Annotated in this window: 25 protein-coding genes; 7 read left to right on the forward strand and 18 right to left on the reverse strand. The window is 73.3% G+C overall.

Translation table 11 applies throughout. The features are described from left to right. Positions 1-135: 135 nt before the first annotated feature. A complete protein-coding gene (locus ACPXCB_RS02035; RefSeq protein WP_425871591.1) occupies positions 136-615 on the reverse strand; it encodes a hypothetical protein in 480 nt (159 codons plus the stop codon). A 208-nt stretch (positions 616-823) separates the two neighbouring features. Continuing rightward, positions 824-1,819, reverse strand: a complete 996-nt coding sequence (gene selD, locus ACPXCB_RS02040; RefSeq protein ID WP_425872123.1) for a selenide, water dikinase SelD — start codon at positions 1,817-1,819, stop codon at positions 824-826. A 184-nt stretch (positions 1,820-2,003) separates the two neighbouring features. Here selD and ACPXCB_RS02045 point away from each other — a divergent pair, with 184 nt between their 5' ends. The 4 genes from ACPXCB_RS02045 to ACPXCB_RS02060 are packed head-to-tail and all read left to right on the forward strand — an operon-like array spanning position 2,004 to position 5,411. Then, positions 2,004-2,759 carry an amino acid ABC transporter ATP-binding protein gene (locus ACPXCB_RS02045; protein ID WP_357087207.1) on the forward strand — a complete coding sequence of 252 codons (756 nt, stop codon included), beginning with the start codon at positions 2,004-2,006 and terminating at the stop codon, positions 2,757-2,759. A 58-nt stretch (positions 2,760-2,817) separates the two neighbouring features. Then, positions 2,818-3,696, forward strand: a complete 879-nt coding sequence (locus ACPXCB_RS02050; RefSeq protein WP_425871593.1) for a glutamate ABC transporter substrate-binding protein — start codon at positions 2,818-2,820, stop codon at positions 3,694-3,696. Between the two features lie 42 nt (positions 3,697-3,738). Further along, positions 3,739-4,446 carry an amino acid ABC transporter permease gene (locus ACPXCB_RS02055; RefSeq protein ID WP_425871595.1) on the forward strand — a complete coding sequence of 236 codons (708 nt, stop codon included), beginning with the start codon at positions 3,739-3,741 and terminating at the stop codon, positions 4,444-4,446. Continuing rightward, positions 4,443-5,411, forward strand: a complete 969-nt coding sequence (locus ACPXCB_RS02060) for an amino acid ABC transporter permease (RefSeq protein WP_425871597.1) — start codon at positions 4,443-4,445, stop codon at positions 5,409-5,411. Before ACPXCB_RS02055 ends, ACPXCB_RS02060 begins: the two co-directional genes overlap by 4 nt. A 96-nt stretch (positions 5,412-5,507) precedes the next feature. Here ACPXCB_RS02060 and rny read toward each other — a convergent pair whose 3' ends face one another. The 7 genes from rny to ACPXCB_RS02095 form a co-directional block, all read right to left on the reverse strand. Continuing rightward, positions 5,508-7,274, reverse strand: a complete 1,767-nt coding sequence (gene rny, locus ACPXCB_RS02065; protein ID WP_425871599.1) for a ribonuclease Y — start codon at positions 7,272-7,274, stop codon at positions 5,508-5,510. 680 nt (positions 7,275-7,954) lie between these two features. After that, a complete protein-coding gene (locus tag ACPXCB_RS02070; protein WP_425871601.1) occupies positions 7,955-8,668 on the reverse strand; it encodes a 3-keto-5-aminohexanoate cleavage protein in 714 nt (237 codons plus the stop codon). A gap of 133 nt (positions 8,669-8,801) precedes the next feature. Further along, positions 8,802-9,497, reverse strand: coding sequence for a regulatory protein RecX (locus ACPXCB_RS02075; protein WP_425871603.1), 696 nt, complete (start codon positions 9,495-9,497; stop codon positions 8,802-8,804). Between the two features lie 14 nt (positions 9,498-9,511). Continuing rightward, entirely contained in the window at positions 9,512-10,558 is a 1,047-nt protein-coding gene (recA, locus tag ACPXCB_RS02080) for a recombinase RecA (RefSeq protein ID WP_311414238.1), read from the reverse strand. Positions 10,559-10,742: 184 nt separating this feature from the next. Further along, entirely contained in the window at positions 10,743-10,943 is a 201-nt protein-coding gene (locus ACPXCB_RS02085) for a DUF3046 domain-containing protein (protein WP_121395993.1), read from the reverse strand. Between the two features lie 4 nt (positions 10,944-10,947). Then, positions 10,948-12,255 (reverse strand): MFS transporter, encoded by a 1,308-nt coding sequence (locus ACPXCB_RS02090; protein WP_425871606.1) that lies wholly within the window; start codon positions 12,253-12,255, stop codon positions 10,948-10,950. Between the two features lie 78 nt (positions 12,256-12,333). Next, the gene (locus ACPXCB_RS02095) at positions 12,334-13,476 is read right to left on the reverse strand and encodes an acyl-CoA dehydrogenase family protein (RefSeq protein ID WP_425871608.1); all 1,143 of its coding nucleotides are present in this window, start codon (positions 13,474-13,476) and stop codon (positions 12,334-12,336) included. A 245-nt stretch (positions 13,477-13,721) separates the two neighbouring features. On the opposite strand from ACPXCB_RS02095, the gene ACPXCB_RS02100 reads away from it, so the two are divergent. After that, entirely contained in the window at positions 13,722-14,078 is a 357-nt protein-coding gene (locus tag ACPXCB_RS02100) for a nuclear transport factor 2 family protein (protein ID WP_425871610.1), read from the forward strand. A gap of 18 nt (positions 14,079-14,096) precedes the next feature. On the opposite strand, the gene ACPXCB_RS02105 is transcribed toward ACPXCB_RS02100, so the two are convergent. Together ACPXCB_RS02105 and ACPXCB_RS02110 are read right to left on the reverse strand one after the other, a co-directional pair. Continuing rightward, a complete protein-coding gene (locus ACPXCB_RS02105) occupies positions 14,097-14,801 on the reverse strand; it encodes a UdgX family uracil-DNA binding protein (RefSeq protein WP_151453939.1) in 705 nt (234 codons plus the stop codon). Between the two features lie 147 nt (positions 14,802-14,948). Then, positions 14,949-16,289: an aminotransferase class I/II-fold pyridoxal phosphate-dependent enzyme gene (locus ACPXCB_RS02110; RefSeq protein WP_425871612.1), complete on the reverse strand. Its 1,341-nt coding sequence runs from the start codon at positions 16,287-16,289 to the stop codon at positions 14,949-14,951. 34 nt (positions 16,290-16,323) lie between these two features. Here ACPXCB_RS02110 and ACPXCB_RS02115 point away from each other — a divergent pair, with 34 nt between their 5' ends. Next, a complete protein-coding gene (locus tag ACPXCB_RS02115) occupies positions 16,324-17,568 on the forward strand; it encodes a bifunctional pyridoxamine 5'-phosphate oxidase family protein/GNAT family N-acetyltransferase (RefSeq protein ID WP_425871614.1) in 1,245 nt (414 codons plus the stop codon). Further along, a complete protein-coding gene (leuE, locus tag ACPXCB_RS02120) occupies positions 17,565-18,233 on the forward strand; it encodes a leucine efflux protein LeuE (protein WP_425871616.1) in 669 nt (222 codons plus the stop codon). The genes ACPXCB_RS02115 and leuE overlap by 4 nt, the downstream gene beginning before the upstream one ends. 9 nt (positions 18,234-18,242) lie before the next feature. Here leuE and ACPXCB_RS02125 read toward each other — a convergent pair whose 3' ends face one another. The 7 genes from ACPXCB_RS02125 to ACPXCB_RS02155 form a co-directional block, all read right to left on the reverse strand. Next, entirely contained in the window at positions 18,243-19,169 is a 927-nt protein-coding gene (locus ACPXCB_RS02125) for a sporulation protein (protein WP_425871618.1), read from the reverse strand. 233 nt (positions 19,170-19,402) lie between these two features. Then, positions 19,403-20,467, reverse strand: coding sequence for a hemolysin family protein (locus ACPXCB_RS02130; RefSeq protein WP_425871621.1), 1,065 nt, complete (start codon positions 20,465-20,467; stop codon positions 19,403-19,405). Further along, on the reverse strand, positions 20,464-21,813 hold the full coding sequence (locus ACPXCB_RS02135) for a hemolysin family protein (RefSeq protein WP_425871623.1): 1,350 nt from the start codon (positions 21,811-21,813) through the stop codon (positions 20,464-20,466). The genes ACPXCB_RS02130 and ACPXCB_RS02135 overlap by 4 nt, the downstream gene beginning before the upstream one ends. A 167-nt stretch (positions 21,814-21,980) precedes the next feature. Further along, positions 21,981-22,346 carry a monovalent cation/H(+) antiporter subunit G gene (gene mnhG, locus ACPXCB_RS02140; RefSeq protein WP_425871625.1) on the reverse strand — a complete coding sequence of 122 codons (366 nt, stop codon included), beginning with the start codon at positions 22,344-22,346 and terminating at the stop codon, positions 21,981-21,983. Continuing rightward, on the reverse strand, positions 22,346-22,615 hold the full coding sequence (locus ACPXCB_RS02145) for a monovalent cation/H+ antiporter complex subunit F (protein WP_091620573.1): 270 nt from the start codon (positions 22,613-22,615) through the stop codon (positions 22,346-22,348). Before ACPXCB_RS02145 ends, mnhG begins: the two co-directional genes overlap by 1 nt. Positions 22,616-22,618: 3 nt before the next feature. Beyond that, positions 22,619-23,194, reverse strand: coding sequence for a Na+/H+ antiporter subunit E (locus tag ACPXCB_RS02150; protein ID WP_425871627.1), 576 nt, complete (start codon positions 23,192-23,194; stop codon positions 22,619-22,621). Then, on the reverse strand, positions 23,191-24,696 hold the full coding sequence (locus tag ACPXCB_RS02155; protein WP_425871629.1) for a Na+/H+ antiporter subunit D: 1,506 nt from the start codon (positions 24,694-24,696) through the stop codon (positions 23,191-23,193). The genes ACPXCB_RS02150 and ACPXCB_RS02155 overlap by 4 nt, the downstream gene beginning before the upstream one ends. Positions 24,697-24,712: the final 16 nt, after the last annotated feature.

The raw sequence follows: 24,712 nt of genomic DNA on the forward strand, positions 1-24,712 counted from the left end.
CGGCCCGGCCCCCGGGCTCCCTGCGCCGGCCGGCTCCCGGGCTGTCTCCGCCGGCCGGCTCCGGGGCTGTCTCCGCCGGCCGGCTCCCGGGCTGTCTCCGCCGTGCCGGCACGGAAGCCGGCAGCGGTGCGCGGGTCAGGCGGCGGCGAGCGCCGGGAGCACCGAGTCCGGTGCCCAGCGCGAGCGGTGGCACTGCGACCAGCCGCGACAGCGGGGGTCGGCGTCGGTGCACAGCCGCTGGTCGGCGAGCACCTCGCCGTCGTCGGTCTCCCGGACGTCGAAGTGCACCGGCCGGATCGTGCCGTCGGGCGCGACGAGCAGGTGCCGCCCCGCGTCCAGCGTGTCGTCGCGCAGCAGGCAGTTGCGGTCCAGCAGCCGCGCCAGCGTGGCGATGCTGCCGTGTTCGGAGAGCCCTTCGGGCACCCCGTAGCAGTCCACGATCGTGGCGAACTCCCCCGGCGCCTGCCAGACGTCGCAGATCACCGCGTACGTCGGCAGGCGGGCGGGGTCCGCCGCCGCCAGGGGCATCACCACCCGGCCGAGCGCCTCGGCCAGTGCCGGGTAGGCCTCCACCGGCCGCACCTGCTCGATTCTCCAGTTCCACAGCTCGGTCATGCCGCCTCCTCGCTGTGCTCGTCCCACCGGCCTCCGGATCGGGCCTTACTGACGATGGTGGGGTGCATATGACCTCAGCCGGGGGCAAGTTACCGGTCTGTGACCATTCCGGGCAAAATTTCCCCGAGCGCCATTGCTCCGAGTAGCGGAAAGATGACAGTTTATCGGGTACGGTGGCCCGATCCGGACGTCACACGCCGGCACGTCCTCAGCGCACGACGATGCGGTGCTCCCCGGGCGGCAGCAGCTCGCCGATCACGGTGGCGCCCGGCAGTTCGCCGGCGACCAGCAGGCCGCCCGAGGTCTGCGCGTCGGCCAGCAGCAGCCGCTCCTCCTCGCTGACACCGCCGAAGTCGGTCCACCCGGTGACCCACTCCAGGTTGCGCCGGCTGCCGCCGCTGACGTGCCCGTCGCGTACCGCTTCCCGGGCGCCGGCCAGGTAGGGCACCCGGGCCGCGTCGATCGCCACCGTCAGGCGGCTCGCCCGGGCCAGCTTGGACGCGTGTCCGAGCAGACCGAAGCCGGTCACGTCGGTGCCGCAGCGGACGCCGGCCGCCACCGCGGCCCGCGCCGCGTCGCGGTTGAGGGTGGTCATCGCGGCGACCGCCTCGGGGAAACTCTCGCCGGTGGCCTTGTGCCGGGTGTTGAGCACCCCGACGCCGAGCGGCTTGGTCAGCGACAGCGGCAGACCCGCCCGGCCGGCGTCCAGGGTGATCAGCTCCTCCGGCCGGACCACGCCGGTGACGGCCAGCCCGTACTTGGGGCCCTCGTCGTCGACGCTGTGCCCGCCGGCGAGGTGGCAGCCGGCGTCGCGGGCCACGTCCTGCCCGCCGCGCAGCACCTCCCGGGCCAGCTCCAGCGGCAGCACGTCACGCGGCCAGCAGAGCAGGTTGAGCGCGACCAAGGGGGTGCCGCCCATGGCGTACACGTCGGAGAGGGCGTTCGTCGCGGCGATGCGCCCCCAGTCGTACGCGTCGTCGACCACCGGGGTGAAGAAGTCGGCCGTGGTGACCAGGCCGGTGCGCTCGTCGAGCCGGACCACCGCGGCGTCGTCGCCGTGATCGAGCCCGACGAGCAGCTCGGCGGTGCCGGTGGCCGGACCGAGCCCGGCGACCATGGTCTCCAGCTCCCCCGGGGGGATCTTGCACGCGCAGCCGCCGCCCCGGGCGTACCGGGTGAGCCGTACCGGTTCGGTCATCCCCACATGATCGCCGAACAGCTCCATCCGATGGCAACCGGCGGGCCCCGATCGCGGTCAAAATCGGTCTCTTGACCCCGTTCCGAACTGGTGTTATCGCTCCGTGACCAACTGAGTTGCGTCGCGCCACATCCCCCCGCCTACAGTTGCCCAACCGGGGGTCACCCGACCCCGCGCGACGACAGGGACGGTGAACGACGTGACGACGGGCGAACCGCTCATCGTGCTGGACTCGGTCAACAAGTGGTTCGGGCCGCTGCACGTGCTGGACGACGTCTCGCTGTCGGTCGGGCGCGGCGAGGTGGTCGTGGTGATCGGCCCGTCGGGCTCCGGCAAGTCGACGCTGTGCCGCACCATCAACCGCCTCGAACCGATCAGCTCCGGCACGATCACCTTCGACGGGCAGCCGCTGCCGGCCGAGGGCAAGGCGCTGGCGAAGCTGCGCAGCGAGGTCGGCATGGTGTTCCAGTCGTTCAACCTCTTCGCGCACAAGACGATCCTCGAGAACGTCACCCTCGGGCCGGTCAAGGTCCGCAAGGAGAAGCCGGCGGCGGCGCGCGAGCGCGGCCTGGCCCTGCTGGACCGGGTCGGCATCGCCAACCAGGCCGACAAGTTCCCCGCCCAACTCTCCGGCGGCCAGCAGCAGCGGGTGGCGATCGCCCGGGCGCTGGCCATGCAGCCCAAGGCGATGCTCTTCGACGAGCCGACCAGCGCGCTGGACCCGGAGATGGTCGGCGAGGTGCTGGACGTGATGACGTCGCTGGCCAGCGAGGGCATGACCATGGTCGTGGTGACCCACGAGATGGGCTTCGCCCGGCACGCGGCGAACCGCGTCATCTTCATGGCCGACGGCCAGTTGGTCGAGGACGCGCCGCCGGCCGAGTTCTTCGCCAACCCGCGCAGCGAGCGCGCCAAGGACTTCCTGTCCAAGATCCTCACGCACTAGGCGTCCGTACCTGGAGCGCGCCGTCCCCCGGCGGGTTCCGTCGAAGAAGGAGAAGTGTATGCGTATCACGCGCGTAGCGGCGCTCGCGGCGGCCGCCACCCTGGCGCTCGGCATGACCGCCTGCGGTGGCGACGACGCCGACGAGGGCACCGGCGCCGGCAGCAAGTCCTTCGCCGCCGGCAGCACGATGGAGCGTCTCAACAAGGCCCAGGCCATCAAGATCGGCACGAAGTTCGACCAGCCCGGCTTCGGCCAGAAGGGCCTGTCCGGTAAGCCGGAGGGCTTCGACGTCGAGGTCGCGAAGATCATCGTCAAGGAGCTGGGCATCCCCGAGGACAAGATCGAGTGGGTCGAGGCCCCCTCGAAGGTCCGCGAGGACGTCATCGTGAACGGCACGGTCGACCTGGTCGCCGCCACCTACACGATCAACGACAAGCGCAAGGAGCGCATCGCGTTCGCCGGGCCGTACTACGAGGCCGGCCAGAACATCATGGTGAAGAAGGACGACAGCACCATCACCGGCCCGGACTCGTTCAAGGACGGCGCCAAGAAGGTCTGCTCGGTCACCGGCTCCACCCCGGCCGAGGAGATCAAGAAGCACGTCAAGGACGTCGCCACCCAGCTGGTGCTCTTCGACACCTACGACAAGTGCCGCGACGCCCTCAAGGGCGGCCAGGTCGACGCCGTCACCACGGACAACGTGATCCTGCTCGGCTACATCGCCAAGGACGAGGCGTCGTTCAAGCTGGCCGGCGAGAACTTCACCAAGGAGCCGTACGGCCTCGGGGTGAAGAAGGAGGACACCGACTTCCGCAACTTCGTCAACGACACGCTGGAGAAGGCGTACGCGGACGGCAGCTGGAAGAAGGCCTGGGACAACACCGCCGGCAAGTTCGGCGCCCAGCTGGGCTCCGCGCCGACCGTCAACCGCTACTGATCTGATTCCTTCGATCTGGAGGGTGGGGAGGAAGACCGGCCCGTGAGTGTGCTCATCGACAAGTTCGACGTCTTCGCGGGTGGATTCTGGCTCACCCTCCAGATCTGCGTACTCGCCGCAGTCGGCGCCCTGATCCTGGGTGCCGTCCTGGCGGTGCTGCGGATCTCCCCGGTGCCGCCGCTGCGGGCGCTCGGCACCAGCTACGTCAACATCTTCCGCAACATGCCGCTGACCGTGGTGATGTTCTTCGCCGCGTTCGGCCTGCCGGCGCTCGGCTCCAACGCCGACTTCCTGCGCATCCCCGGCCTGGACGCGGTGTTCAGCCGGCTCGACACCGACCTGCCGTACTTCCGCTTCGCGCTGGTCGCGCTGGTGCTCTACACCGCCGCGTTCGTCTGCGAGGCGCTGCGCTCCGGCGTGAATGCCGTGCCCGCCGGCCAGGCCGAGGCCGCCCGGTCGCTGGGACTCACGTTCGGCCAGAACCTGCGCCACGTGGTGCTGCCGCAGTCCTGGAAGGCCTCGGTGGTACCGCTCGGGTCGGTGATCATCGCGATGATCAAGAACTCGGCCCTGGTCGGCTTCTTCGGCGTCGTCGGCGACCTCTCGGCGACCGCCGACCAGCTCACCGGGGCCGAGGGCTACGCCTTCGTGCCCGTCGCCATCGGCATCTCGATCGGATACCTGATCATGACCGTCCCCCTCGGCGCGCTCCTCGACCGGATCGAGAAGCGCCAGGCGGTGGCCCGATGAGCCAGCAGAGCGTCCTCTACGACGTCCCCGGTCCCCGGCAGCGCCGGCTCACGCTCATCAGCAGCGTGGCGGCGACGGTGCTGCTGCTCGTCGGCGCGTACTTCCTGATCTACCGCCCACTGGACGCCAAGGGCCAGTTGTCGATGGAGCTCTGGGGGCCGCTGATCGACCCGGCCAACGAGAACTTCTCGCTGGTCTGGGACCGCATCGGCCTCGGCTTCAAGAACACGCTGACCGCCGCCGCCCTGGCGATCGTCTCCTCGCTGGTGGTCGGCACCCTGCTCGCGGTGCTGCGGATCCAGCTCAAGAGCCTGACCCAGCGCCGGTTCACCGGGTTCGCCACCCCGCTGGCATACCTGCTGCGCGGGCTGAGCGTGCTGCTGTCGGCGGTCACCCGGGTCTGCGTCGAGGTGTTCCGGGGCCTGCCCGTGGTCATCACGATCTTCTTCGTGGCCCGCGGCTTCCCCGAGTTCGGCGTCTCGTTCGACAACCTGTGGTACCTGGTCATCGGCCTGACCATCTACAACTCGGTGGTGATCGCCGAGATCCTCCGCTCCGGCATGGAGGGCCTGCCCGGCGGGCAGGCCGAGGCAGCAGCCGCGATCGGCCTCTCCCCGGCGCAGACCACCCGGATGATCCTGCTGCCGCAGGCGTTCCGCATCATGCTGCCGGCGCTGATCAGCCAGCTCGTCGTGGTACTCAAGGACACCTCGCTGGGCTTCATCATCAGCTACGAGGAGACCCTGAACATCGGCAAGCAGATCATCGGCGTGCTGGGCAACCCGATCCAGGTCTACGTCGTGATCGCGGTGCTCTTCATCGTGGTGAACTACGCACTGTCGAAGCTGGCCCAGTACGTCCAGCACCGGCTCTCCCGGGGCCGCAAGACCGCCGGCACCCCCGCCCAGAACCCGCCCCCGGCAGCGCTCGCCGCGCAGTCGGAAAGCACCGGTCAGGGCATCTGACCCTGACGTACGACGAAGGGCCGGCCACGATGATCGGGCCGGCCCTTCGCGTCGCGCCACCATCCGCGAGCCTGGTGACGGAAGTCGGTCGCGCCGTCAGCGGGCGATCTCGGTGACCCGGGACTCGCGGACCACGGTCACCCGGATCTGACCCGGGTAGGTCAGCTCCTCCTCGATCTGCTTGGCCACGTCCCGGGCCAGCACGGCGGCGCCGATGTCGTCGACGTCGTCCGGCTTGACCATCACCCGGACCTCCCGGCCCGCCTGCATGGCGAAGACCTTCTCCACGCCCAGCTTGCCGGCCGCGATCTCCTCGATGCGCTCCAGCCGCTTGACGTACGCCTCCAGGCTCTCCCGCCGGGCCCCCGGCCGGCCACCCGAGCAGGCGTCGGACGCCTGGGTGAGGACGGCCTCGATGGTCTGCGGCGGCACCTCGTTGTGGTGCGCCTCGATGGCGTGCACGACGTCCTCGTTCTCGCCGTACTTGCGGGCGAGGTCGGCGCCGATGATGGCGTGGCTGCCCTCCACCTCGTGGGTGAGCGCCTTGCCGATGTCGTGCAGGAACGCCGAGCGCTTGATGATCGGCACGTCCAGCCGCAACTCGGCGGCCATGATGCCGGCGATGTGCGCGGTCTCCACCAGGTGCTTGAGCACGTTCTGCCCGTACGACGTCCGGTAGCGCAGCCGGCCGAGCAGGGTGACCAGCTCCGGGTGGATCTCGGTGATGCCGACCTCGACCAGGGCGTCCTCGGCGGCCCGCTGGCAGAGCTCCTCCACCTCGTTGCGGGCCAGGTCGTAGACCTCCTCGATGCGGTGCGGGTGGATCCGCCCGTCCAGGATCAGCTTCTCCAGGGTCAGCCGCCCGACCTCCCGGCGCACCGGGTCGAAGCAGGAGAGCAGCACCGCCTCGGGGGTGTCGTCGATGATCAGGTTCACGCCGGTGACCGACTCGAAGGCGCGGATGTTGCGACCCTCCCGGCCGATGATCCGCCCCTTCATCTCGTCGCCGGGCAGGTGCAGGACGCTGACCACGCTCTCCGCGGTCTGCTCGCTGGCGACCCGTTGGATGGCGTCGACGACGATGTGCCGGGCGCGCTGCTCGGCGGTACCGCGGGCGTCGGACTCGATGTCGCGGACCAGCAGGGCGGCCTCCCGCTTGGCCTGGACCTCGATCGCCTCGATCAGCTCCGCCCGGGCCGCGTCGGCGGTGAGGCCGGCGACCCGCTCCAGCTCGCGACGCCGCTGTTCCTCCGCCTCGGCCAGCTCGGCCTCGCGCTGGGCGAGGGCTGCCTCGCGGGCCGACAGGGCCGCGCTGGCGGCGGTGAGCTGCCGTTCCCGCTCGGCGAAGCGCTCCACCTCCTCGGTGTGCAGCCGCTCGCGCTCGTCCATCCGGGCCGCCCGCCGGTCCACCTCGGCGGCCTGCTCCCGGGTGGTGGCGGCGAGCACCGCGACCTCCCGCTCGCCGCTGCGCCGGGCGGTGGCCCGCAACTGCTCCGCGTCGGCCTCGGCCTGCTTGTGGGCCCGCTCCAGGACGGTGTCGGCCTCCGCCCGGGCGTCGTCGAGCACCCGGCGGGCCTCCGCCCGGGCCGCCTTCGCCTCGGCCTTCGCGGCGGCCGCCTCGGTGCGGGCCGCCGCGGCGGCGGACTTCGCCACGTCGATCGTGCTGTTGGCCTCGTCGGCGGCGGTACGCAGGGCCGCGAGGGACTGCTCCTGCCGGTCCTTCTCGGCGATGAAGGCGGGGTCCTCGGGCGCCGGCGCCGCATTGAACCGGCGCAGCGCCCGTACGCCGAGCAGCACCGCCCCGAGCACGACCACGGTCAGGACCAGCACCACGGCGAGGATCACGATGTCGAACCCGCTCATGCCGGCGCCCCGCTCCGCCCGATGGCCACAGGGCCCGGCCCGACCGGCCCGCTCATGTCGGGACCCCGGTGGAACTGCGCCGCCTCGCCATGGCCGCCTCCCCTGAACGTCGGGACCGCAGCGACCGTGCCGATGGGCACGCACCCTGCGGCTGTGGACGCCCGACCGGAGCGTCTGGCCGTGGGGTAGCTTCCGTCGGCGGTGCTCCACGCGGGAGCATCGCCGACGGCCGGGTGCAGTTGTCGCGCCAGCGTCGGACCGGCCAGTCCGAAGCTGCCGCCAATGGCCGATCGGATCGGCCAAAGTGATGCTGTTCCGTTACGCGATCTATGTTGTGCGCTTAGCCTGCGCTTGGTCGGGCAATGTGAGCCTGTATGGCGAGGCTAGGTCTCCCGGGGGGCTCCGGTCAAGAACTCATGATCAAACCCCCCGAACGGAGAGAAGTTGTCGCGTCACGCAACGCTGATGAACGCCCGGACACCGGCGGACAAAACGGCAGCGGATCGGGCCGCGCGACGCGTCGGCCCTGCTCAGCGCGGCGGCCCGTACGCACCCGCCGACGCGCCACCCGGCGCCCGTACGCGTACCCGGCGGCGCACCGCCGACCGGCTGTGACGCAACCCTCTGCGCCACGACGCTCGCCGGAGCCCACGAGTGCGCCACTCCCCCGATCGGGTGGGTCAGCGGGCGCCCACCGCCAGTGCCGCCGCCACCAGTGCGGCGTTGTCCGGCGCGGGCGAGCCGTCGGGCAGTGACAGCGTGTCCTCCAGCCCGACGCGGCTGTGCAGGCTCCGGCGCACCGCCTCGGCCAGCACCGGCCAGGGCGCCGGCCCCTCGGCATGCAGCAGGACCGGCGGGCTCCCGGCCGCAGGGGACGGCAGCGCGGCCAGCAGCGCGGCGGCGTCCGCAAGCGCCACCGCCGGGTCCTCGGCCATGCACTCGATCAGGATCCGCCCGGCCGGCGCCCGCCACCGCGCGTACGCCCCGACCGCGTCGACCGTCCACAGCCCCGCCTCGATCATGACGCCCCGCTCGTGCAGCGCCGTCGCCACCGCCTCCGCGCCCGGCTCGTGAGCGTTGACCGAGGCGAAGTCGGGCAGCACGGTCCAGGCCCGGACCGCGGCCACCCGGGCGGCCGGCTGCGCCTCGATCCAGGCCCCGGTGCTCACCCCCACCGGCAGCCCCGGTCGCGCGGCCCGGATCGCGTCCAGCGCGGCGGCGACCACCAGTGGGTGCAGGGACTCGCGGCCGGCGGAGTCCCGGGGATGCACGTGCACCGCCCCTGCGCCGAGCCCGGCGCAGCGGGCCGCGTCGGCCGCCAGCTCGGCCGGGGTGACCGGCACCGCCGGATGCTCGTCACGCCCTCGGGCCCCGTTGAGGCACGCCTTCAACACGAAGTCTCCCTCCGCCCACCGCCGGGTCCGCGGCCCTGCCGACAAACGCCTCCAGCACGGGTCCCACCGCCGGGCTACGCGGCCCGTCGCGACGCGCCTTCAGCAGCGGGCCCTCTCCGGCCCGGCGCTCCGCTCACCCGGGGGAGCGGCTGTCCCGCTCCAGTTCGCCCTCGGCGTCGGCGAGCGCGTCGGCATCGATCTGCTCGGCGAACTCGGCAGCCTCGGCGCTCTGCGCGGCGAGCGCGTCCTTCACCGCCCGGATCGCCACGCCCGGCGGGTAGCCCTTGCGGGCCAGCATGGCCACCAGCCGCCGGAAGACCGCGTCCGGCTCGCCCCGGGCGGTGCGCAGCTTCCGCTCGACCAGGGCGCGGGCGGTCTCGGCCTCGGTCTCCTCGTCCAGCTCGCCGAGGGCCTCGCTCGCGACCTCGCCGTCCACTCCGCGCTGGCGCAGCTCGTTGGCGAGTGCCCGGCGGGCCAGGCCCCGGCCGGAGTGCCGGCTGGCCACCCAGGCCCGGGCGAAGGCGGCGTCGTCGATGATGCCGACCTCGTCGTAGCGGTCGAGCACCTCCGCCGAGATCTCGTCGGAGACACCCCGCTTGGCCAGCGCCCCGGCCAGCTCGGCCCGGGTGCGGGGCCGGACGGCCAGCTGGCGCAGGCAGATCTCGCGCGCCAGCTCGGCCTCGTCGCGCGGAGGGGCCGGGGGCGCCTCGGGATCGGTGTCGTCGGTACGGCCGCGCCGGCCCCGACGGGGTCGAGGCGTGTTGTCGTCACCCGCGCGGGCGGGGCTGGCATCCCAGCCCCGCCCGGTGCGGGCGCGTCGTCCTGCCACGGGTCAGGGACCGGTCAGAAGTCGACCGGCGGCAGCTCCGGGCCACCGGCGGCGTCGCCCGCGCCCACCCCGACGCCGAGCTTCTCGAGGATCTTCTTCTCGATCTCGGCGGCGACATCCGGGTTTTCCTTGAGGAACTCCCGGGCCTTCTCCTTGCCCTGGCCGAGCTGGTCGCCGTCGTACGTGTACCAGGCGCCGGACTTGCGGATGATCGCCTGCTCCACGCCCACGTCGATCAGCGAGCCCTCGCGGGAGATGCCCTTGCCGTACATGATGTCGAACTCGGCCTGCTTGAACGGCGCGGCGACCTTGTTCTTCACGACCTTGCACCGGGTGCGGTTACCGACCACGTCGGTGCCGTCCTTGAGGCTCTCGATGCGGCGCACGTCGAGCCGGACCGAGGCGTAGAACTTCAGCGCCCGGCCGCCCGTGGTGGTCTCGGGGCTGCCGAACATCACGCCGATCTTCTCGCGGAGCTGGTTGATGAAGATCGCCGTGGTGCCGGTGTTGTTGAGCACACCGGTGATCTTCCGCAGCGCCTGGCTCATCAGCCGGGCCTGGAGGCCCACGTGGCTGTCGCCCATCTCGCCCTCGATCTCGGCGCGCGGCACCAGGGCCGCCACCGAGTCGATCACGATGATGTCGATCGCGCCGGAGCGGACCAGCATGTCCACGATCTCCAGCGCCTGCTCGCCGGTGTCCGGCTGGGAGACCAGCAGGGAGTCGGTGTCGACGCCGAGGGCCTTGGCGTATTCCGGGTCGAGCGCGTGCTCGGCGTCGACGAAGGCGGCGATGCCGCCGGCCCGCTGGGCGTTGGCCACCGCGTGCAGGGCCACCGTGGTCTTACCGCTGGACTCCGGGCCGTAGATCTCGACGACCCGGCCCCGGGGCAGACCGCCCACGCCGAGCGCCACGTCGAGCGCGATCGAACCCGTCGGAATCACCGAGGTCTGGACGACCGGCCGCTCTCCCAGCCGCATCACCGAACCCTTGCCGAACTGCTTGTCGATCTGAGCGAGAGCAAGGTCGAGTGCCTTCTCCCGGTCGGGCCCTGCGGCCATGTTTGCCACCCCTGCCTTCGCCGGCGTCTTTCCTGAGCTTCGCGTCACGCGGACACGCTAGGCGCTGGGTCCGACAGAAAACCAGCCGACCGGCCGTGAGCTGTGGACGAGCACCCCGCTGTGGACAATAGCCGAACAGGTGTACGAGGCGGCAAGCGACACGCGGAAGCCACGAAACGGCTGATCAGCGTAGCCGCGCGGGCACCCGGTCGGGATAGGCGGCGCAGACCGCCCGCCACACCACGTGGGTCTGCTCACCCGACGCCAGGGCCTGCTCGATGGTCCGCCCACCGAGCTGCGAGAGCACCTGGTCGCGGGCGATGCTGCCCGCGTAGCCGGGCCCGAAGGCCTCCTCCAGCCGGGACCAGAAGTCGGTCAGCCGCACGTGATCAGTCCTCCTCGTCCGGTGCCCCCACCGGCACCGGCCGCAACGCTAGCGTCACCAGGGGCACCACCGCGACCGCCGCGAGCCCGGTGAGCACCGGGTAACCGGCCGCCTCCACGACAAACCCGCTGACCGCCCCGGCGGCGGCGCCGGCCAGGCCCATGGTCAGGTCGGAGAGCCCCTGCACGCTCGGCCGGATCCCCACCGGCACGGACTCCGACAGCAGCGTCGAGCCCGCGACCATGGTCCCCGACCAGCCCAGGCCGAGCAGGAACAACCCGACCGAGAGCCAGGCCGTGTGGTGCCCGGCCGTGCCGGCGACCGCGCACGCCGTGAGCAGCAGCCCGACGCCGCCGAGGATCACCGCCCGGCGACCGACCCGGTCGGTGAGCCAGCCCGCCACCGGGGCGAGCGCGTACATGCCGGCGATGTGCAGGCTCAGCACGAGACCGACCACCCGCAGCACGTCGGCGTCGTCGTGCCACTCGTGCAGGCGCACCGGGGTCATCACCATCACCGCGACCATGACCAGGTGGCCGACCGCCACCGCGACGATGCCGAGCCGGGCGGCCGGCCGCGCGCGTACCACCGCCCAGGCGGCCCGCATGCCCGCACCGCGCCGGGCGGTCGGTGCCGGCGCGACGACGGAGGTCGCCGGGGTGCCGGCCGCCGCCAGCCGGCGCGCCGTGAGCAGCGGGTCCGGCCGCAGCAGCGCCAGGATCGCCCCGGCGGCCAGCACGAGCGCGACGGCGCTGAACGCGAACGGACCGGCCAGCGTCGGCAGCCCCCAGCCGCTGGTCGTGCGGTCGGCGAGCGAGGCGAAGTTCGGCGCGGCGACCGCGCCGATGGTGGTGGCCCAGACGATCAACGAGAGCTGGCGGCCCCGGCGCGCCGGCTCAGCCAGGTCCACCGCCGTGTAGCGGGCCTGGAGGTTGGCCGCGCTGCCGCCGCCGAACAGGAGCATGCCGAGGAAGAGCAGCGGGACCCAGCGGGTCACCGCGGCGAGGACCACCAGAGCGCCGCCGGCCGCGCCGGTGAGGTACGCGACGACCAGGCCGGGCCGTCGGCCACGCACGGTCATGATCCGGGTGACCGGCACGGCGAGCAACGCCCCGCCCACCACGGCGGAACTGCTGACCAGGCCCGCGACGGCGGTACCGGCGACGTCGGAGGCGAGCAGCGCCCCGACGGCGACGCCGATGGTCACCCCGATCCCGCCGACGATCTGGGTGACGAAGAGCAGCCGCAGGGTACGCCGCTGGATGGGCGCGACGTCGGCGGCGACGAGCGGCGCGGCGAGGTCGGTGGCCATGGCGGCTCCTTCGAGGTAAGGGGCGAGGTGCCATCTCATCCTTGCGCACCCGCCCCGCCACCCGGCAGCCCGTCGACGCTACAACCCGAGGCCCCGGCCGATGATCTCCTTCATGATCTCGGTGGTGCCGCCGTAGATCGTCTGCACCCGCCCGTCCAGCCACGCCTTCGCCACCGGGTACTCCAGCATGTAGCCGTAGCCGCCGTGCAGCTGCACGCAGCGGTCGGCGACCCTGTTCTGCAGCTCGGTGGTCCACCACTTCGCCTTCGCCGCGTCGGTGACCGAGAGCCGGCCGGCGCCGTACTCCGCGACGCAGTGGTTGACGAAGGTACGGGCGATGGTGACCTCGGTGTCCAGCTCGGCCAGCAGGAAGCGGTTGTGCTGGAACGCGCCGATCGGCCGGCCGAACGCCTGCCGGGAGCGGGCGTAGTCGAGGGTGACGGCGAGCAGCCGCTCGGCGGCGGCCACCGCGACGACCGCGATGCTGAGCCGCTCCCGGGGCAGGTTGGCCATCAGGTGGTAGAAGCCGTGGTTCTCGGTGCCGATCAGGTTCTCCGCCGGCACCCGGCAGTCGTCGAAGAACAACTCGGCGGTGTCGTTGGCCTTGAGCCCCACCTTGGCCAGCCGCCGGCCCCGGGAGAAGCCGGGGGTGCCGCTCTCCACCGCGACCAGGCTCACCCCGTGCGCGCCCTGCTCCGGCGCGGTACGCACGACCACGACCACCAGGTCGGCCATCTCCCCGTTGGTGATGAAGGTCTTCTGGCCGTTGAGCACCCAGCCGTCGCCGTCGCGGACCGCGCTCGTGCGGATCCCGGCCAGGTCGGAGCCGGCGCCGGGCTCGCTCATCGCGATCGCGGTGACCAGGTCGCCGGAGCAGAACCCGGGCAGCCAGCGCTTGCGCTGCTCGTCGGTGGTCAGCTCGCTCAGGTACGGCGCCACCACGTCGTTGTGCAGGCCGAAGCCGAGCCCCGTGCAGCCGCTGGCGACGATCTCCTCGTCCAGCACGGCGTTGAACCGGAAGTCCCGCTGCCCGCCGCCGCCGTACTCCGCGTCGACGTCCATGCCCAGCAGGCCGGCCGCCCCGGCCCGGCGCCACACCTCGCGGTCGACGATGCCGTCGGCCTCCCAGCGCTCGTGGTGGGGCACCGCCTCGCGGGTCAGGAACTCGCGGCACAGCTCGCGGAACTCCTCGTGGTCACGCTCGTAGAGATGCTGCTCCATGGCGGCAAGTGTGGCACCGCTCACCCACCCTGCCCAGGGGCCCAACCACCCACCCCACCCCCACCCCCACCCCACCCCCACCCCCACCGACGCCGCCGCGGCCCGATCGGCCGTCCGCCGATCGGCCGTCCGCCGGTCGGCTCAAGGCGAATCTTGGACAGTTGCCGTTCGCGGCGAACGGCAACTGTCCAAGATCGACGTGGAGGCTCCCGCGAGGCCGGGCGGCGGAGGGCTACTGTGCGGGCGTGACCGACGCACGGGGCTTGGTTGAGGCGTTCAACGCGGCCTGGGAGCGGGGGGACCTCGACGCGGTCGTCGGTTTCCTGAGCGAGGACGTCGCGTACTGTCCCAGCGCCTGGGACGGGCCGGCCGGCACGGTGCGGGGGCGCGACGCGGTGCGCGCGGTCCTCGCCAGCCAGCTCGGTCCCGGACCAGGCCCGGCCCTTGGGGTGGTATGGGCGGACGGCGAGCGGGCGGTCTGCGAGTGGGCGTGGGCGCCGGCCGAGGACGGTACGGTGCTGCGCGGGCTGGACGTCTACCGGACGCGCGACGGTCGGATCGTCGCCAAGGACGTCTACGGCAAGATCACGACGCCGGACTGACCGGCGAGGGCCGGCCGGTCAGCCGGCGAGGGCGCGGGCGGCCACGGTGAGGTCGGCGACCAGCCCCTCGTACGCCTTGTCCTGGTCGTCGGCGCGCAGCACGGCGGACGGGTGGATGGTGGCCAGCAGCCGGGCCGGCGGCGCGTCCGCGACGGCGCCGGCGGAGTCCACCGGCACCCGCCGGAAGTCCTCCGGGTGCTGGGCCGACTCCGGCCAGGGCAGCAGCTCACCGCGCTGGCGGGTGACCCGGAACGTCGGGCCGAGCAGGGCCTTGGCGGCGGTGGCGCCGAGCACCACCACGATCTCCGGGCGGAGCTGGGCGAACTCGGCCACCAGCCAGGGCCGGCAGGCGGTGACGTGCACCCGGTCCGGGGTCTGGTGGATGCGTCGCTTGCCGCGCAGCTCGAAGCGGAAGTGCTTCACCGCGTTGGTGAGGTAGATGTGGCCGGGGTCGAGCCGGGCGTCGTCGACCGCCCTGCGCAGCAACCGGCCGGCGGGGCCGACGAACGGCAGGCCCTTCTGGTCCTCCAGGTCGCCGGGCTGCTCGCCGACGAAGACCACCCGGGCGCCGGCGTCACCGCGACCGAAGACGGTCTGCGACGCGTCCCGGTGGAGCTCGCAGCCCCGGCAGCCGGCGGCGGCGGCGCGCAGGTCGTCGAGGGTGTCGGCGCGCGGCGGGATGAACTTCTGTGCGCCCGGCGCGGTCTCGGTCTGCTCGGCCATGGCGACTGTTCTACCCGGTGCGGGAGGGGACACGCGCGGGGACCCGCCGGGAGGGACACGCCGGTGTGCACAAAGTGGACGGTGTGGGCGGAGTGGCGACGCGGCGTCGCCCACCCCGGCCGTCCGGGGTCGCGGCAGGCTCCCGGCTCACGCCGTGAAGCCGGCGGCGGGGGTGGGCCGGACGGCCCGGGCGACCGCCTCGGCCAGCGCCGGGATCTCCGCCTCGTCCAGCGAGCTGACGGTGATCCGCAGCGCCGGCGGGCCGGCGATGCGGTGCAGCGCGCCGGGCGCGACCGCCCAGCCGGCGTCGCGCAGCGCGGTCAGCACGCTGGTCTCGTCGTCGACCGGCAGCCAGACGTTGATGCCGCTGCGGCCGTGGGCGACCAGGCCGTGGCCGGCGAGCGCGTCGATCAGCGCCGTGCGCCGCCGCTCGTAGCTGCCGGCGGCCCGGTCCACCAGCCCGGCCACGGCGGGGTCCCGCCAGAGCGCCAGGACGAGCCGTTGCAGCACGGTGGAGACCCAGCCGGCGCCGACCCGGGCCCGGCCGGCCACCCGGGCCACCGTGGTCTCGTCGCCCACCAGCACGGCCAGCCGCAGGTCGGGGCCGAAGGGCTTGCTCACCGAGCGGAGGAAGGCCCACGCCGGGGTCGCCCCGGCGAGCGGGTGCAGCGGTACGCGGGCCAGCTCGGCGGCGTGGTCGTCCTCGATCAGCAGCAGGTCGGACCGGCCGGCGAGCAGGGCGCGCAGCTCCCCGGCCCGCTCGGCGGAGACCGCCGCGCCGGTGGGGTTCTGTGCCCGGCTCGTCACGATCAGCGCCCGTGCGCCGGCGGCGAGCGCGGCGGCGACCCCGGCGACCAGCGGACCGTCGTCGTCGACCGGCACGCCGATCGGCCGCAGCCCCAGCGCGGCGACCAGGTCGAGCAGGTTGGCCCAGCCCGGGTCCTCGACCGCGACCGCGTCGCCGGGGCGCAGGTGCGCGCCGAGCAGCCGCTCGATGCCGTCCAGCGCGCCGCCGGTGACGGTCAGCTCCGTCGCCGGTACGCCGTCGGCGGCCAGCCGCTCGCGGGCCGCCTCGGCCAGTTCGGGCAGCACCCCGGTTGCGGGGTAGCCGACCGGCTCGCCCGCGGCGGCGGCGAGGCCGGCGAGGTGCGCCCCGAGGGGCGGCAGCAGCCGCACGTCCGGCTCGCCCTGGGAGAGGTCGCGCAGGCCGGGGGCGGTCGGCGGGCGCAGCGCGGAGCGGCGGGACGCGACCGGCGGTCGGGGCCGGACCCGGGTGCCGTGCCGGCCGGCGGTGACCACCAGGCCGCGCTGGCGCAGCTCCTGGTAGGCCCGGGCCGCGGTGGCCGGGCTCACCGCGAGCCGGGCGGCGAGCTCCCGCACCGGGGGCAGCGCGTCGCCCGGGGCGAGGGCGGCGGAGCGGATGCCCGATTCGATGCTGGCCGAAATCTCGGCGGCCGTCGTACCGACGACCTGATAGCGTGCTGACACAAATCAGGGATTGTACTAGAACAAAGGTCGAGCCATGTACGCACCCACCGACCGGACCACCGCCAGCCGCTCCCGGGACCGGATGAGCTACGACGAGGCGGCCGCGCACGCGATCCTCGACGAGGCGTACGACTGCGCGCTCGGGTTCACCGTCGACGGCGAACCCCGGGTGCTGCCCACCCTGCACGTCCGTGTCGGCGACACCCTCTACCTGCACGGCTCCACCGGCAGCCGGCCACTGCTCGCCGCCCGGGGCGACGGGCTGCCGGTCTGCGTCGCGGTCACCCTGCTCGACGGCCTCGTCTACGGCCGCTCGCAGTTCCACCACAGCGCCAACTACCGCTCGGTGGTCGCCCACGGCACCGCCCGCCTGGTCACCGACCAGCGGGAGAAGCTGCGGATGCTGACCGCCCTGGTGGAGAAGGCCGGCGCGGGACGCAGCGCCGACAGCCGTCCGCCGTCGCGCCGGGAGCTGGCCGAGACGGCGGTGCTGGCCCTGCCGTTGCGGGAGGTGTCGGTGCGCGCCCGCACCGGCGGCGTACGCGAGGAGGAGACCGACCTCGCCCTGCCGCACTGGGCCGGGGTGGTGCCGCTGCGGCTGACCGCCGGGCTGCCCGAACCCGACGCCGGGGTGACCGTGCCGGTGCCGGCGTACCTGCGGGAGCGGACCTCGCCGTGGCTCGACCCGGCGGTGCTGCGCGGGGAGCACGTGCTGCTGGAACCGCTCGACCTCGCGCACGCCGACGGGCTGCACGCCGCGACCGCCGACCCGGAGGTCTGGCGGCACCTGGGCAGCCCGCAGCCGGCCGACCCCGCCGGCACCGCCGACGGGATCGCCACCGCGCTGGCCGCCCACCGGCGGGGCGAGCGGGTGCCCTGGGTGCAGCGCTGTGCGGTGACCGGCGCGGTGGTCGGCACCACCTCCTTCTACGAGGTGGACCCGGAACGCCGGGCGGTGGCGATCGGCTACACCTACCTGGGCCGGCCCTGGTGGCGCACCGCGATCAACACCGAGGCGAAGCTGCTGCTGCTCACCCGCGCCTTCGAGGAGCTGGGCGCGGAGCGGGTGGTCTGGCACACCGACATCCGCAACGAGCGCTCGCAGCGGGCCATCGAGCGCCTCGGCGCGTCCCGCGAGGGGGTGCTGCGCCGGCACCGGCTCCGCCCGGACGGCTCCTGGCGGGACACCGTGCAGTATTCGATGATCGTCGACGAGTGGCCGAACGCACAGGTCACGCTCCGGGAAAGGCTTCGCCGGACGGCACCCGTGGCCCCATGATGGCGGGCGTGCTGGGCATCACCGACATCTGGACGTACGTGCTGGGCACCGTGGCGATCGTTCTGCTGCCCGGGCCCAACTCCCTCTTCGTGCTCTCCACCGCCGCGCAGCGGGGCGTGGCGACCGGCTACCGGGCTGCCGGCGGGGTCTTCGTCGGCGACGGGATACTCATGTTCCTCTCCGCCGCCGGCGTGGCGTCGCTGGTCCAGGCGTACCCGCCGCTCTTCCTGGTGATCAAGTACGCCGGCGCCGCGTACCTCGGCTATGTGGGGTTGACGATGCTGCGCGGCGCGTGGCGACGCTGGCGGACCCGCAACGACCCGACCACCCCGCGGCTCATCGACGCCGCGGGGCCGGCGGCGCTGCGCAGCCCCTTCCGCAAGGCGCTGGTGATCAGCCTGCTCAACCCGAAGGCGATCCTCTTCTTCGTCTCGTTCTTCATCCAGTTCGTGGACCCGGGCTACGCCTGGCCGGCGCTGTCGTTCCTGCTGCTCGGGCTGATCGCCCAGGTCACCAGCGCGCTCTACCTGACCGCGCTGATCTTCACGGGCACGTTCCTGGCGGCCCAGTTCCGTCGGCGCCACCGCCTGGCCGCCGGCGCCACCACGGGCGTCGCCGCGCTCTTCCTCGGCTTCAGCCTCAAGCTGGCCACCGCCACCGCCTGACCCGGTCGGTCAGGTGCCGTCGCCGCCGCCGGAGCCGCCGATGCCGCTTCCGCCGGCGGTGCCGCCCAACCCGAAGCCGGGATGGATCGGCTCGTCCGGCGGGCGGCTGACGTGCGCCGACCCGGAGAGGGTCGCGGACCAGTCGGCGTGCGCGGCGGCCGCGGCGTGCCGGTTGATCGCCGTACGCAGCCAGGCGTCCACGGTCGCGATCCAGTCCCGCTGGTCGGCGCCGACGTGCCAGACCCGGAACCGGCTGATGCTCTGGTGGGTGATCCCGGCCAGGGCCAGCCGCCGGTCCAGCCAGAGGATCACCTCCAGGCCGGCCGGCTCGGCGATGAAGATCAGCTCCAGCTCGGTGATCGGCCCGGCGTAGAGCGGCGCCACCCAGTAGCCCAGCCGCTGGTGCAGCGGCAGGGTCTGCGCCACCCCCGGCAGCCGCCCGTCGACCAGGCCGGCCTGCCGCATGCTGAAGCCGAGCGTGTCGAGCGCCGCCAGGACGTGCGCCTGGGTGGGCAGCGGATGCACGAAGACCGGCACCATCGCGCCCTGGTCGAGGCCGGGCTCGACCGCCACCTCCGTACGCAGCCCCATCCGCAGGCTGAGCAGGGGCACCCCGCCGAACACGGTCACCGGGGTCTCCCACGGCAGCGGGAACTCGAACGGGATCGACCGGCCCCGCCCGGCCCGCAGCACGAAGGCGTCGGCCACCGTCGCCTGATGGAACTGCACCAGGCGACGGGGCGCCTCCGGGTCGTCCGGCTCGGCCGTGGTGACCAGGCCGAGCCGGACGTGCAGTACGGGTACGTCGGTGGAGCCGGCGACGACGGTGACCCGCCCCGGCAGCCGCAGCCCGGGACGGGTGCTCGCGTTGGCCAGGGCGGTCCGCACCGACAGGCCGGTCCAGCCGGACTCGGGCGACACCCCCGTCAACCGCACGGCACTCCCCCGTCCACGACTGGGCCGGTCCGGCCGCCCACGGCCGCCGACCCCGCGCGTGGGGTCACCCCTGTCATCGCGGACCCGGCGGGTGGGGTCACCCCTGTCGTCGCGGACCCGGCGGGTGGGGCCACCCCCATCGTCGCCGACCCGGCGGGTGGGGGCACCCCCATCGTCGCTGACCCGGCGGGTGGCCGCCCCGACTTCGACGAAGAGCGGCCACCCATCCGGTCTCACCTCATGCGTCGACCGCGTGGCACCTGGTCGGTCTCGTCGTCGAACTCGCCGATGACCTCCTCCAGCAGGTCCTCCAGCGCGACGAACCCGACCGGCCGGGTCGGCCCGCCACCGTTGCGCACCAGCGCGAGCTGGGACTGCCGGGCGCGCATCTCCGCCACGGCTTCAGTCACCGACGCCGAGGCCGGCAGGGTGAGGGCGTTGGTCATCAGGTCGCCGGCGCTGACCGCGCGCCCCGTGGTCGTGGCCCGCACCGCCTCCCGGACGTGGACCAGGCCGCAGACGTCGCCGTTGGCGTCCAGCACGGCCAGCCGCGACCGGCCGCTGTCCCGGCTGACCTGCTCGATCCGGTCGGCGCCCTCGTCCCGGCGCACCGTCACCATCTGGTCGAACGGCTCCATCACCTGGGCCACCGTGGTGCCCTGCAACTCCAGCATGCTGGTCAGCATCTGGTGCTGCTCCGCGCCCAGCAGCCCGTGCTCGCGCGACTGCTCCAGCAGCATGCGCAGCTCGTCCGGGCCGTGCACCTGGGCGAGCTGGTCCTGCGGGTTGACCTTCACCAGCCGCAGCATCGCGTTGGCCAGGGCGTTCATCACCGACAGCACCGGGCGGGCGACCCGCGCGAAGGCGCGGAACGGCAGCGCCAGCAGCACCGCCGAGCGCTCCGGGTCGGTGATCGCCCAGGACTTCGGCGCCATCTCCCCGACCACCAGGTGCAGGAAGGTGACGACGCTGAGCGCGAAGATCAGCGCGATCACGTGGCTCGCGGCGGTCGGCAGCCCGACCGCGTGCAGCAGCGGGCTCAGCAGGTGCTCGATCGCCGGCTCGGCGAGCGCACCGAGCCCCAGGGTGCAGAGCGTGATGCCGAGCTGCGCGCCGGCGAGCATCAGGGACAGCTCGCGTACGCCGTCGAGCGCGGCCCGGGCGGCCCGGCCGCCTCCGGCGGCCGCGTGCTCCAGCCGGTAACGCTTGCTGGCCACCAGGGCGAACTCGGCGGCCACGAAGAAGCCGTTCAACGCCAGCAGAATCACCGACGTGAAGAGGGCGATGCCGGGGCTCATGCGGACACCTCCCCGGGCTCGGCGATCCGCAGTCGGACCGAGTCGGCCACGTGCCGGTCGACGGCCAGCACCTCGACCAGGGCGCGCGGCTCCTCCGCGCCGTCCTCGCCGTCGGCCGGCAGGCTGATCTCCAGCCGGTCACCGACCTCGGGGACCCGCCCCAGCTCCCGCATGACCAGGCCGGAGAGCGTGTCGTACTCCGGTGCCTCGGGCAGCGAGATGCCGGTGCTGTCGGCCACCTCGTCGATGCGCCAGCGGGCCGGCACCACCCAGGATCCGTCCTCCTGGCGGGCCGGGGCGCGCTCCGGCGGGTCGTCCTCGTCCCGGATCGGGCCGACGAGTTCCTCGGCGATGTCCTCCAGCGTGATCACGCCGGCGAAGCCGCCGTACTCGTCGACCACGCAGGCGAGCTGCCGGTGGCCGGAGCGCAGCCGGTCCAGCACCGTCGGCAGCGGCAGGGTCTCCGGCACCAGGAGCGGAGGGCCGGCGACCGCGCTGACCGGGGTGCTCGCACGCCTCTCCGGGGGTACGCCGAGCACGTCGGCGATGCCGACGACGCCGACCAGGTCGTCGACGCCCTCGGTGCCGCGTACGGGGAAGCGGGACTTGCCGGTGTCCAGCAGCTCGACCACCCGGCTGAGCGGCTCGTGCGCGCGTACGGTGTGCACGTCGACGCGGGGCACCATGACCTCGCCCGCGGTCAGCCCCCGGAAGTCGAGCCCCCGGTCGAGCAGCGTGGACATCTCGTCGGTGAGGTGCCCCTCCTGGCGGGACTCGGCGATGATCTGCTCCAGGTCCTGCGGGGTGGCGCCGCTGGGCAGCTCCTCGATCGGCTCGATGCCGACGCGGCGAAGCAGCCGGACCGCGGCCCGGTCGAAGAGCTTGATCAACGGACCGGCGACCTTCAGGTAGATCAGGGTGGAGCTGCTCAGGGCCTTCGCGAGGGATTCGGGCCGGGCGATGGCGAGGTTCTTCGGGGCCAGCTCACCGAGGACCATCTGCACCACGGTGGCGAGGGTCAGGGCCAGGGCGACCGAGAGCGGGAAACTGACGGCCGTGGAGACGCCGGCCACCCCGAGCAGCTCGGCCAGCCCGGCACCGAGGAAGGGCTCGGCGACGTAACCGACCAGCAGGGCGGTGACGGTGATGCCGAGCTGCGCGCCGGAGAGCATGAACGACAGCCGCCCGGTCACCTCCAGCGCCCGGGCGGCGGCCTTGTCGCCGTCGTCGGCCAGCTGCTTGAGCCGGCCCCGGTCCACGGCGACGTAGCCGAACTCCTGGGCCACGAAGTAACCCGTGGCGACGGTGAGAACGATGATGAGAAGAAGACCAACGACGATCAACACGGGTCGCTCAGGGCTCCCGGGGTCGTCGGGGTCGGGATACGCCGGGCACGACCCGGCTGGCTACTGCTGCCCTCCTGGGCAGAAGAGTCGATCATGCGGCCCATTTTATCGGAATCGGCTGGATAACCGCTGAGGGTGTGCCGAAGGCCCCCCGACGTCCGCGCGGGTCAGGACGGATCGCCCCCGCCTCCCGCACGGCGGTCGGCGGGGGCGAGTTCGTCGGCGTCGAGCAGTCCCGGCTCGACCCGGCCGGCCCGGTACGCGGCCCGCCCGATCATCTGGGCCGCCACGGGGGCGGTGGCCAGTTGGAAGATCCCGACCAGCGCCACCATGCCCAGGTCGGCCGGGGTGCGCAGGCGCAGCCCCAGGCCCAGCAGCAGGAGCAGCACCCCGAGCACCTGCGGCTTGGTCGCGGCGTGCATCCGGTCCAGGGTGCCCGGGAAGCGCAGCACCCCGATCCCGGCGGCGAGGCTCAGCAGGGCGCCGGCCACCAGGCAGCCGCCGCCCAGCCAGTCGGCCAGGTCACCCCACATCAGGCCTCACCGTCCTCGCGGACGGCGAAGCGGACCAGCGACACCGATCCCACGAAGCCGAGCATGGACAGCGCCACCAGCACCGGCAGGGTGGTGGCGTGGCGGTTCACCGCGGCCTCCGCGCCGACCGCGCCGACCATCGTGGCGAGCAGCATGTCGGCCGCGACCACCCGGTCGATCAGCGACGGCCCCCGGTAGAGCCGGATCAGGGCCAGCAGGGCGGTCACCGAGAACAGGGTGGTGAGGGTGACGGCGAGGAACGTGGTCACGGGTCAGGGTTCCCTCTCGACGGGATCGGCGCTCACCTGGCGGACCTCGGCGTCGGAGCCGACCGCGTGGACGATCCGCCGCTCGACGGCGAGGATCCGCCGCCGGCTGCCGCGCAGGTCCTGCGGGCCGTGGGTGTCGAACACGTGCACGTAGAGGACTCCGACGTCCCGGTCCACCTCGACGATCAGCGTGCCCGGCACCAGCGAGATCGCCTCGGCGGTGAGCGCCAGGTTCAGGTCGGTACGCACCCGCAGGCGGACCGCGATGATCGCCCCCCGGGGCCGGTAGCCGGGCTGCACCGCGACCCGGGCGACGTGCGCGCTGGCGCTGACCAGTTCGCTGACGAAGCGCACCGCGAAGACGAACAGCGGCCCGGGGCGCAGCCGACCGCCGAAGCTCACCGGCGGCAGCGGGAAGAACAGCAGCACGGCACCGGCCACCAGCGCCCCGCCCGCGAGGTTGCCCCACGAGAAGTCCCCCCAGAGCAGGCTCCAGACCAGCACCAGCCAGCCGAAGGCGATCAACCGGTCGCGCCGCCGCCCCCGCCCGCGCGGCGGCGCCCCGGAGGCCGGGGTCACGGGACACCGACCGGCAGCACGGAACGGATGTACGGGGTGCGCTCACGCAGGTCGACCGCCGCGTCGGCGGTGACGTCGAACAGCGGCCCGGCGACGACGGTCAGCGCCAGCCCCAGCCCGACCAGCGCGATCGTCGCGCCCACCATCAGCGCCGGCAGGTGGACGACCGGCTCGGTGGTGGCCAGCCGGGGCGCGCGCCAGAAGGCGATGTTCCACACCCGGGAGGCCACGTAGAGGGTGAGCAGGCTCGTCACCGTCCCCGTCGCGACCAGCACGCCGGGCAGCGGCTCGCCGGCCGCGACGCCGGCCTGGAGCAGGCCGAGCTTGCCGAGGAACCCGGAGAAGGGCGGAATCCCGGCGAGGTTCATGGCGGGGACGAAGAAGAGGACGCCGAGCAGCGGTGCCGTCCGGGCCAGCCCGCTGATGCGTCGCAGGTCGGTGCTGCCGGCCCGCTCCTCGACCAGTCCGGCGACCAGGAACAGCGTGGTCTGGACGGTGATGTGGTGCACCACGTAGAAGATCGCGCCGGAGAGCCCGGCCACGGTGCTCAGCCCCACTCCGAAGATCATGTAGCCGATGTGGCTGACCAGGGTGAACGAGAAGATCCGCTTCATGTCGGACTGGGCGACCGCGCCGAGGATGCCGACCACCATGGTCAGCCCGGCCACCACCATCAGCAGCCCGGAGAGGTGGCCGCCGGGAAAGAGCAGCGTCTCGGTGCGGATGATCGCGTACACGCCGACCTTGGTGAGCAGGCCGGCGAAGACCGCCGTGACGGGGGCCGGCGCCGTCGGGTAGCTGTCCGGCAACCAGGCCGAGAGCGGGAAGACCGCCGCCTTGATCCCGAAGGCGAGCAGCAGCATCAGCTGGAGGGTCAGCCGTACGCCGTCGGGGAGCGCGTCCAGCCGGTGCGCCAACTGGGCCATGTTCAGGGTGCCGGTGGCCGCGTACACCAGCCCCACCGAGGCGAGGAAGATCATCGAGGACAGGATGCTGACCACCACGTACGTCGAGCCGGTGCGGATCCGGGTCTCGGTGCCGCCGAGGGTGATCAGCACGAAGCTCGCGGCCAGCAGGATCTCGAAGCCGACGAAGAGGTTGAACAGGTCGCCGGCGAGGAACGCGTTGGTCACGCCGGCGGTCAGCACCAGGTAGGTGGGGTGGTAGATGGTCACCGGGACGGTCTCGCCGAAGTCCCCCTGCCCCTGGCCGACGGAGTAGAGCAGCACGCACAGGGTCACCGCCGAGGAGACCACCAGCATCAACGCGGCGAGCTGGTCCGCGACCAGCACGATGCCCACCGGCGCCGGCCACCCGCCGACCTGGACCACCACCGGTCCATGCCGGTACGCCTGCACCAGCAGCACCGCCGCCACCGCCAGCGTGGCGGTCAGGCAGGCCACGCTGACGACCCGTTGCGGCCCGGGCCACCGGGCCAGCAGCAGGGTCAGCGCCGCGCCCAGCAGCGGCACCACCACGGGCAGCGGCACGAGCCAGCTCATCGGGCGCCCCGTCCCG

Source organism: Micromonospora sp. DT62, assembly GCF_049847285.1.
Taxonomy (GTDB): Bacteria; Actinomycetota; Actinomycetes; order Mycobacteriales; family Micromonosporaceae; genus Micromonospora; species Micromonospora reichwaldensis.

What these genes read in the sequence shown, in the direction of transcription:
- ACPXCB_RS02090 (WP_425871606.1), bottom strand. Translation starts at nt 12,255, where the DNA reads ATGGCCACCGACCTCGCCGCGCCGCTCGTCGCCGCCGACGTCGCGCCC.
- ACPXCB_RS02115 (WP_425871614.1), top strand. Translation starts at nt 16,324, where the DNA reads ATGTACGCACCCACCGACCGGACCACCGCCAGCCGCTCCCGGGACCGG.
- mnhG (WP_425871625.1), bottom strand. Translation starts at nt 22,346, where the DNA reads ATGTGGGGTGACCTGGCCGACTGGCTGGGCGGCGGCTGCCTGGTGGCC.
- ACPXCB_RS02155 (WP_425871629.1), bottom strand. Translation starts at nt 24,696, where the DNA reads ATGAGCTGGCTCGTGCCGCTGCCCGTGGTGGTGCCGCTGCTGGGCGCG.
- ACPXCB_RS02095 (WP_425871608.1), bottom strand. Translation starts at nt 13,476, where the DNA reads ATGGAGCAGCATCTCTACGAGCGTGACCACGAGGAGTTCCGCGAGCTG.
- ACPXCB_RS02105 (WP_151453939.1), bottom strand. Translation starts at nt 14,801, where the DNA reads ATGGCCGAGCAGACCGAGACCGCGCCGGGCGCACAGAAGTTCATCCCG.
- rny (WP_425871599.1), bottom strand. Translation starts at nt 7,274, where the DNA reads ATGAGCGGGTTCGACATCGTGATCCTCGCCGTGGTGCTGGTCCTGACC.
- leuE (WP_425871616.1), top strand. Translation starts at nt 17,565, where the DNA reads ATGATGGCGGGCGTGCTGGGCATCACCGACATCTGGACGTACGTGCTG.
- ACPXCB_RS02060 (WP_425871597.1), top strand. Translation starts at nt 4,443, where the DNA reads ATGAGCCAGCAGAGCGTCCTCTACGACGTCCCCGGTCCCCGGCAGCGC.
- ACPXCB_RS02035 (WP_425871591.1), bottom strand. Translation starts at nt 615, where the DNA reads ATGACCGAGCTGTGGAACTGGAGAATCGAGCAGGTGCGGCCGGTGGAG.
- recA (WP_311414238.1), bottom strand. Translation starts at nt 10,558, where the DNA reads ATGGCCGCAGGGCCCGACCGGGAGAAGGCACTCGACCTTGCTCTCGCT.
- ACPXCB_RS02130 (WP_425871621.1), bottom strand. Translation starts at nt 20,467, where the DNA reads ATGAGCCCCGGCATCGCCCTCTTCACGTCGGTGATTCTGCTGGCGTTG.
- ACPXCB_RS02050 (WP_425871593.1), top strand. Translation starts at nt 2,818, where the DNA reads ATGCGTATCACGCGCGTAGCGGCGCTCGCGGCGGCCGCCACCCTGGCG.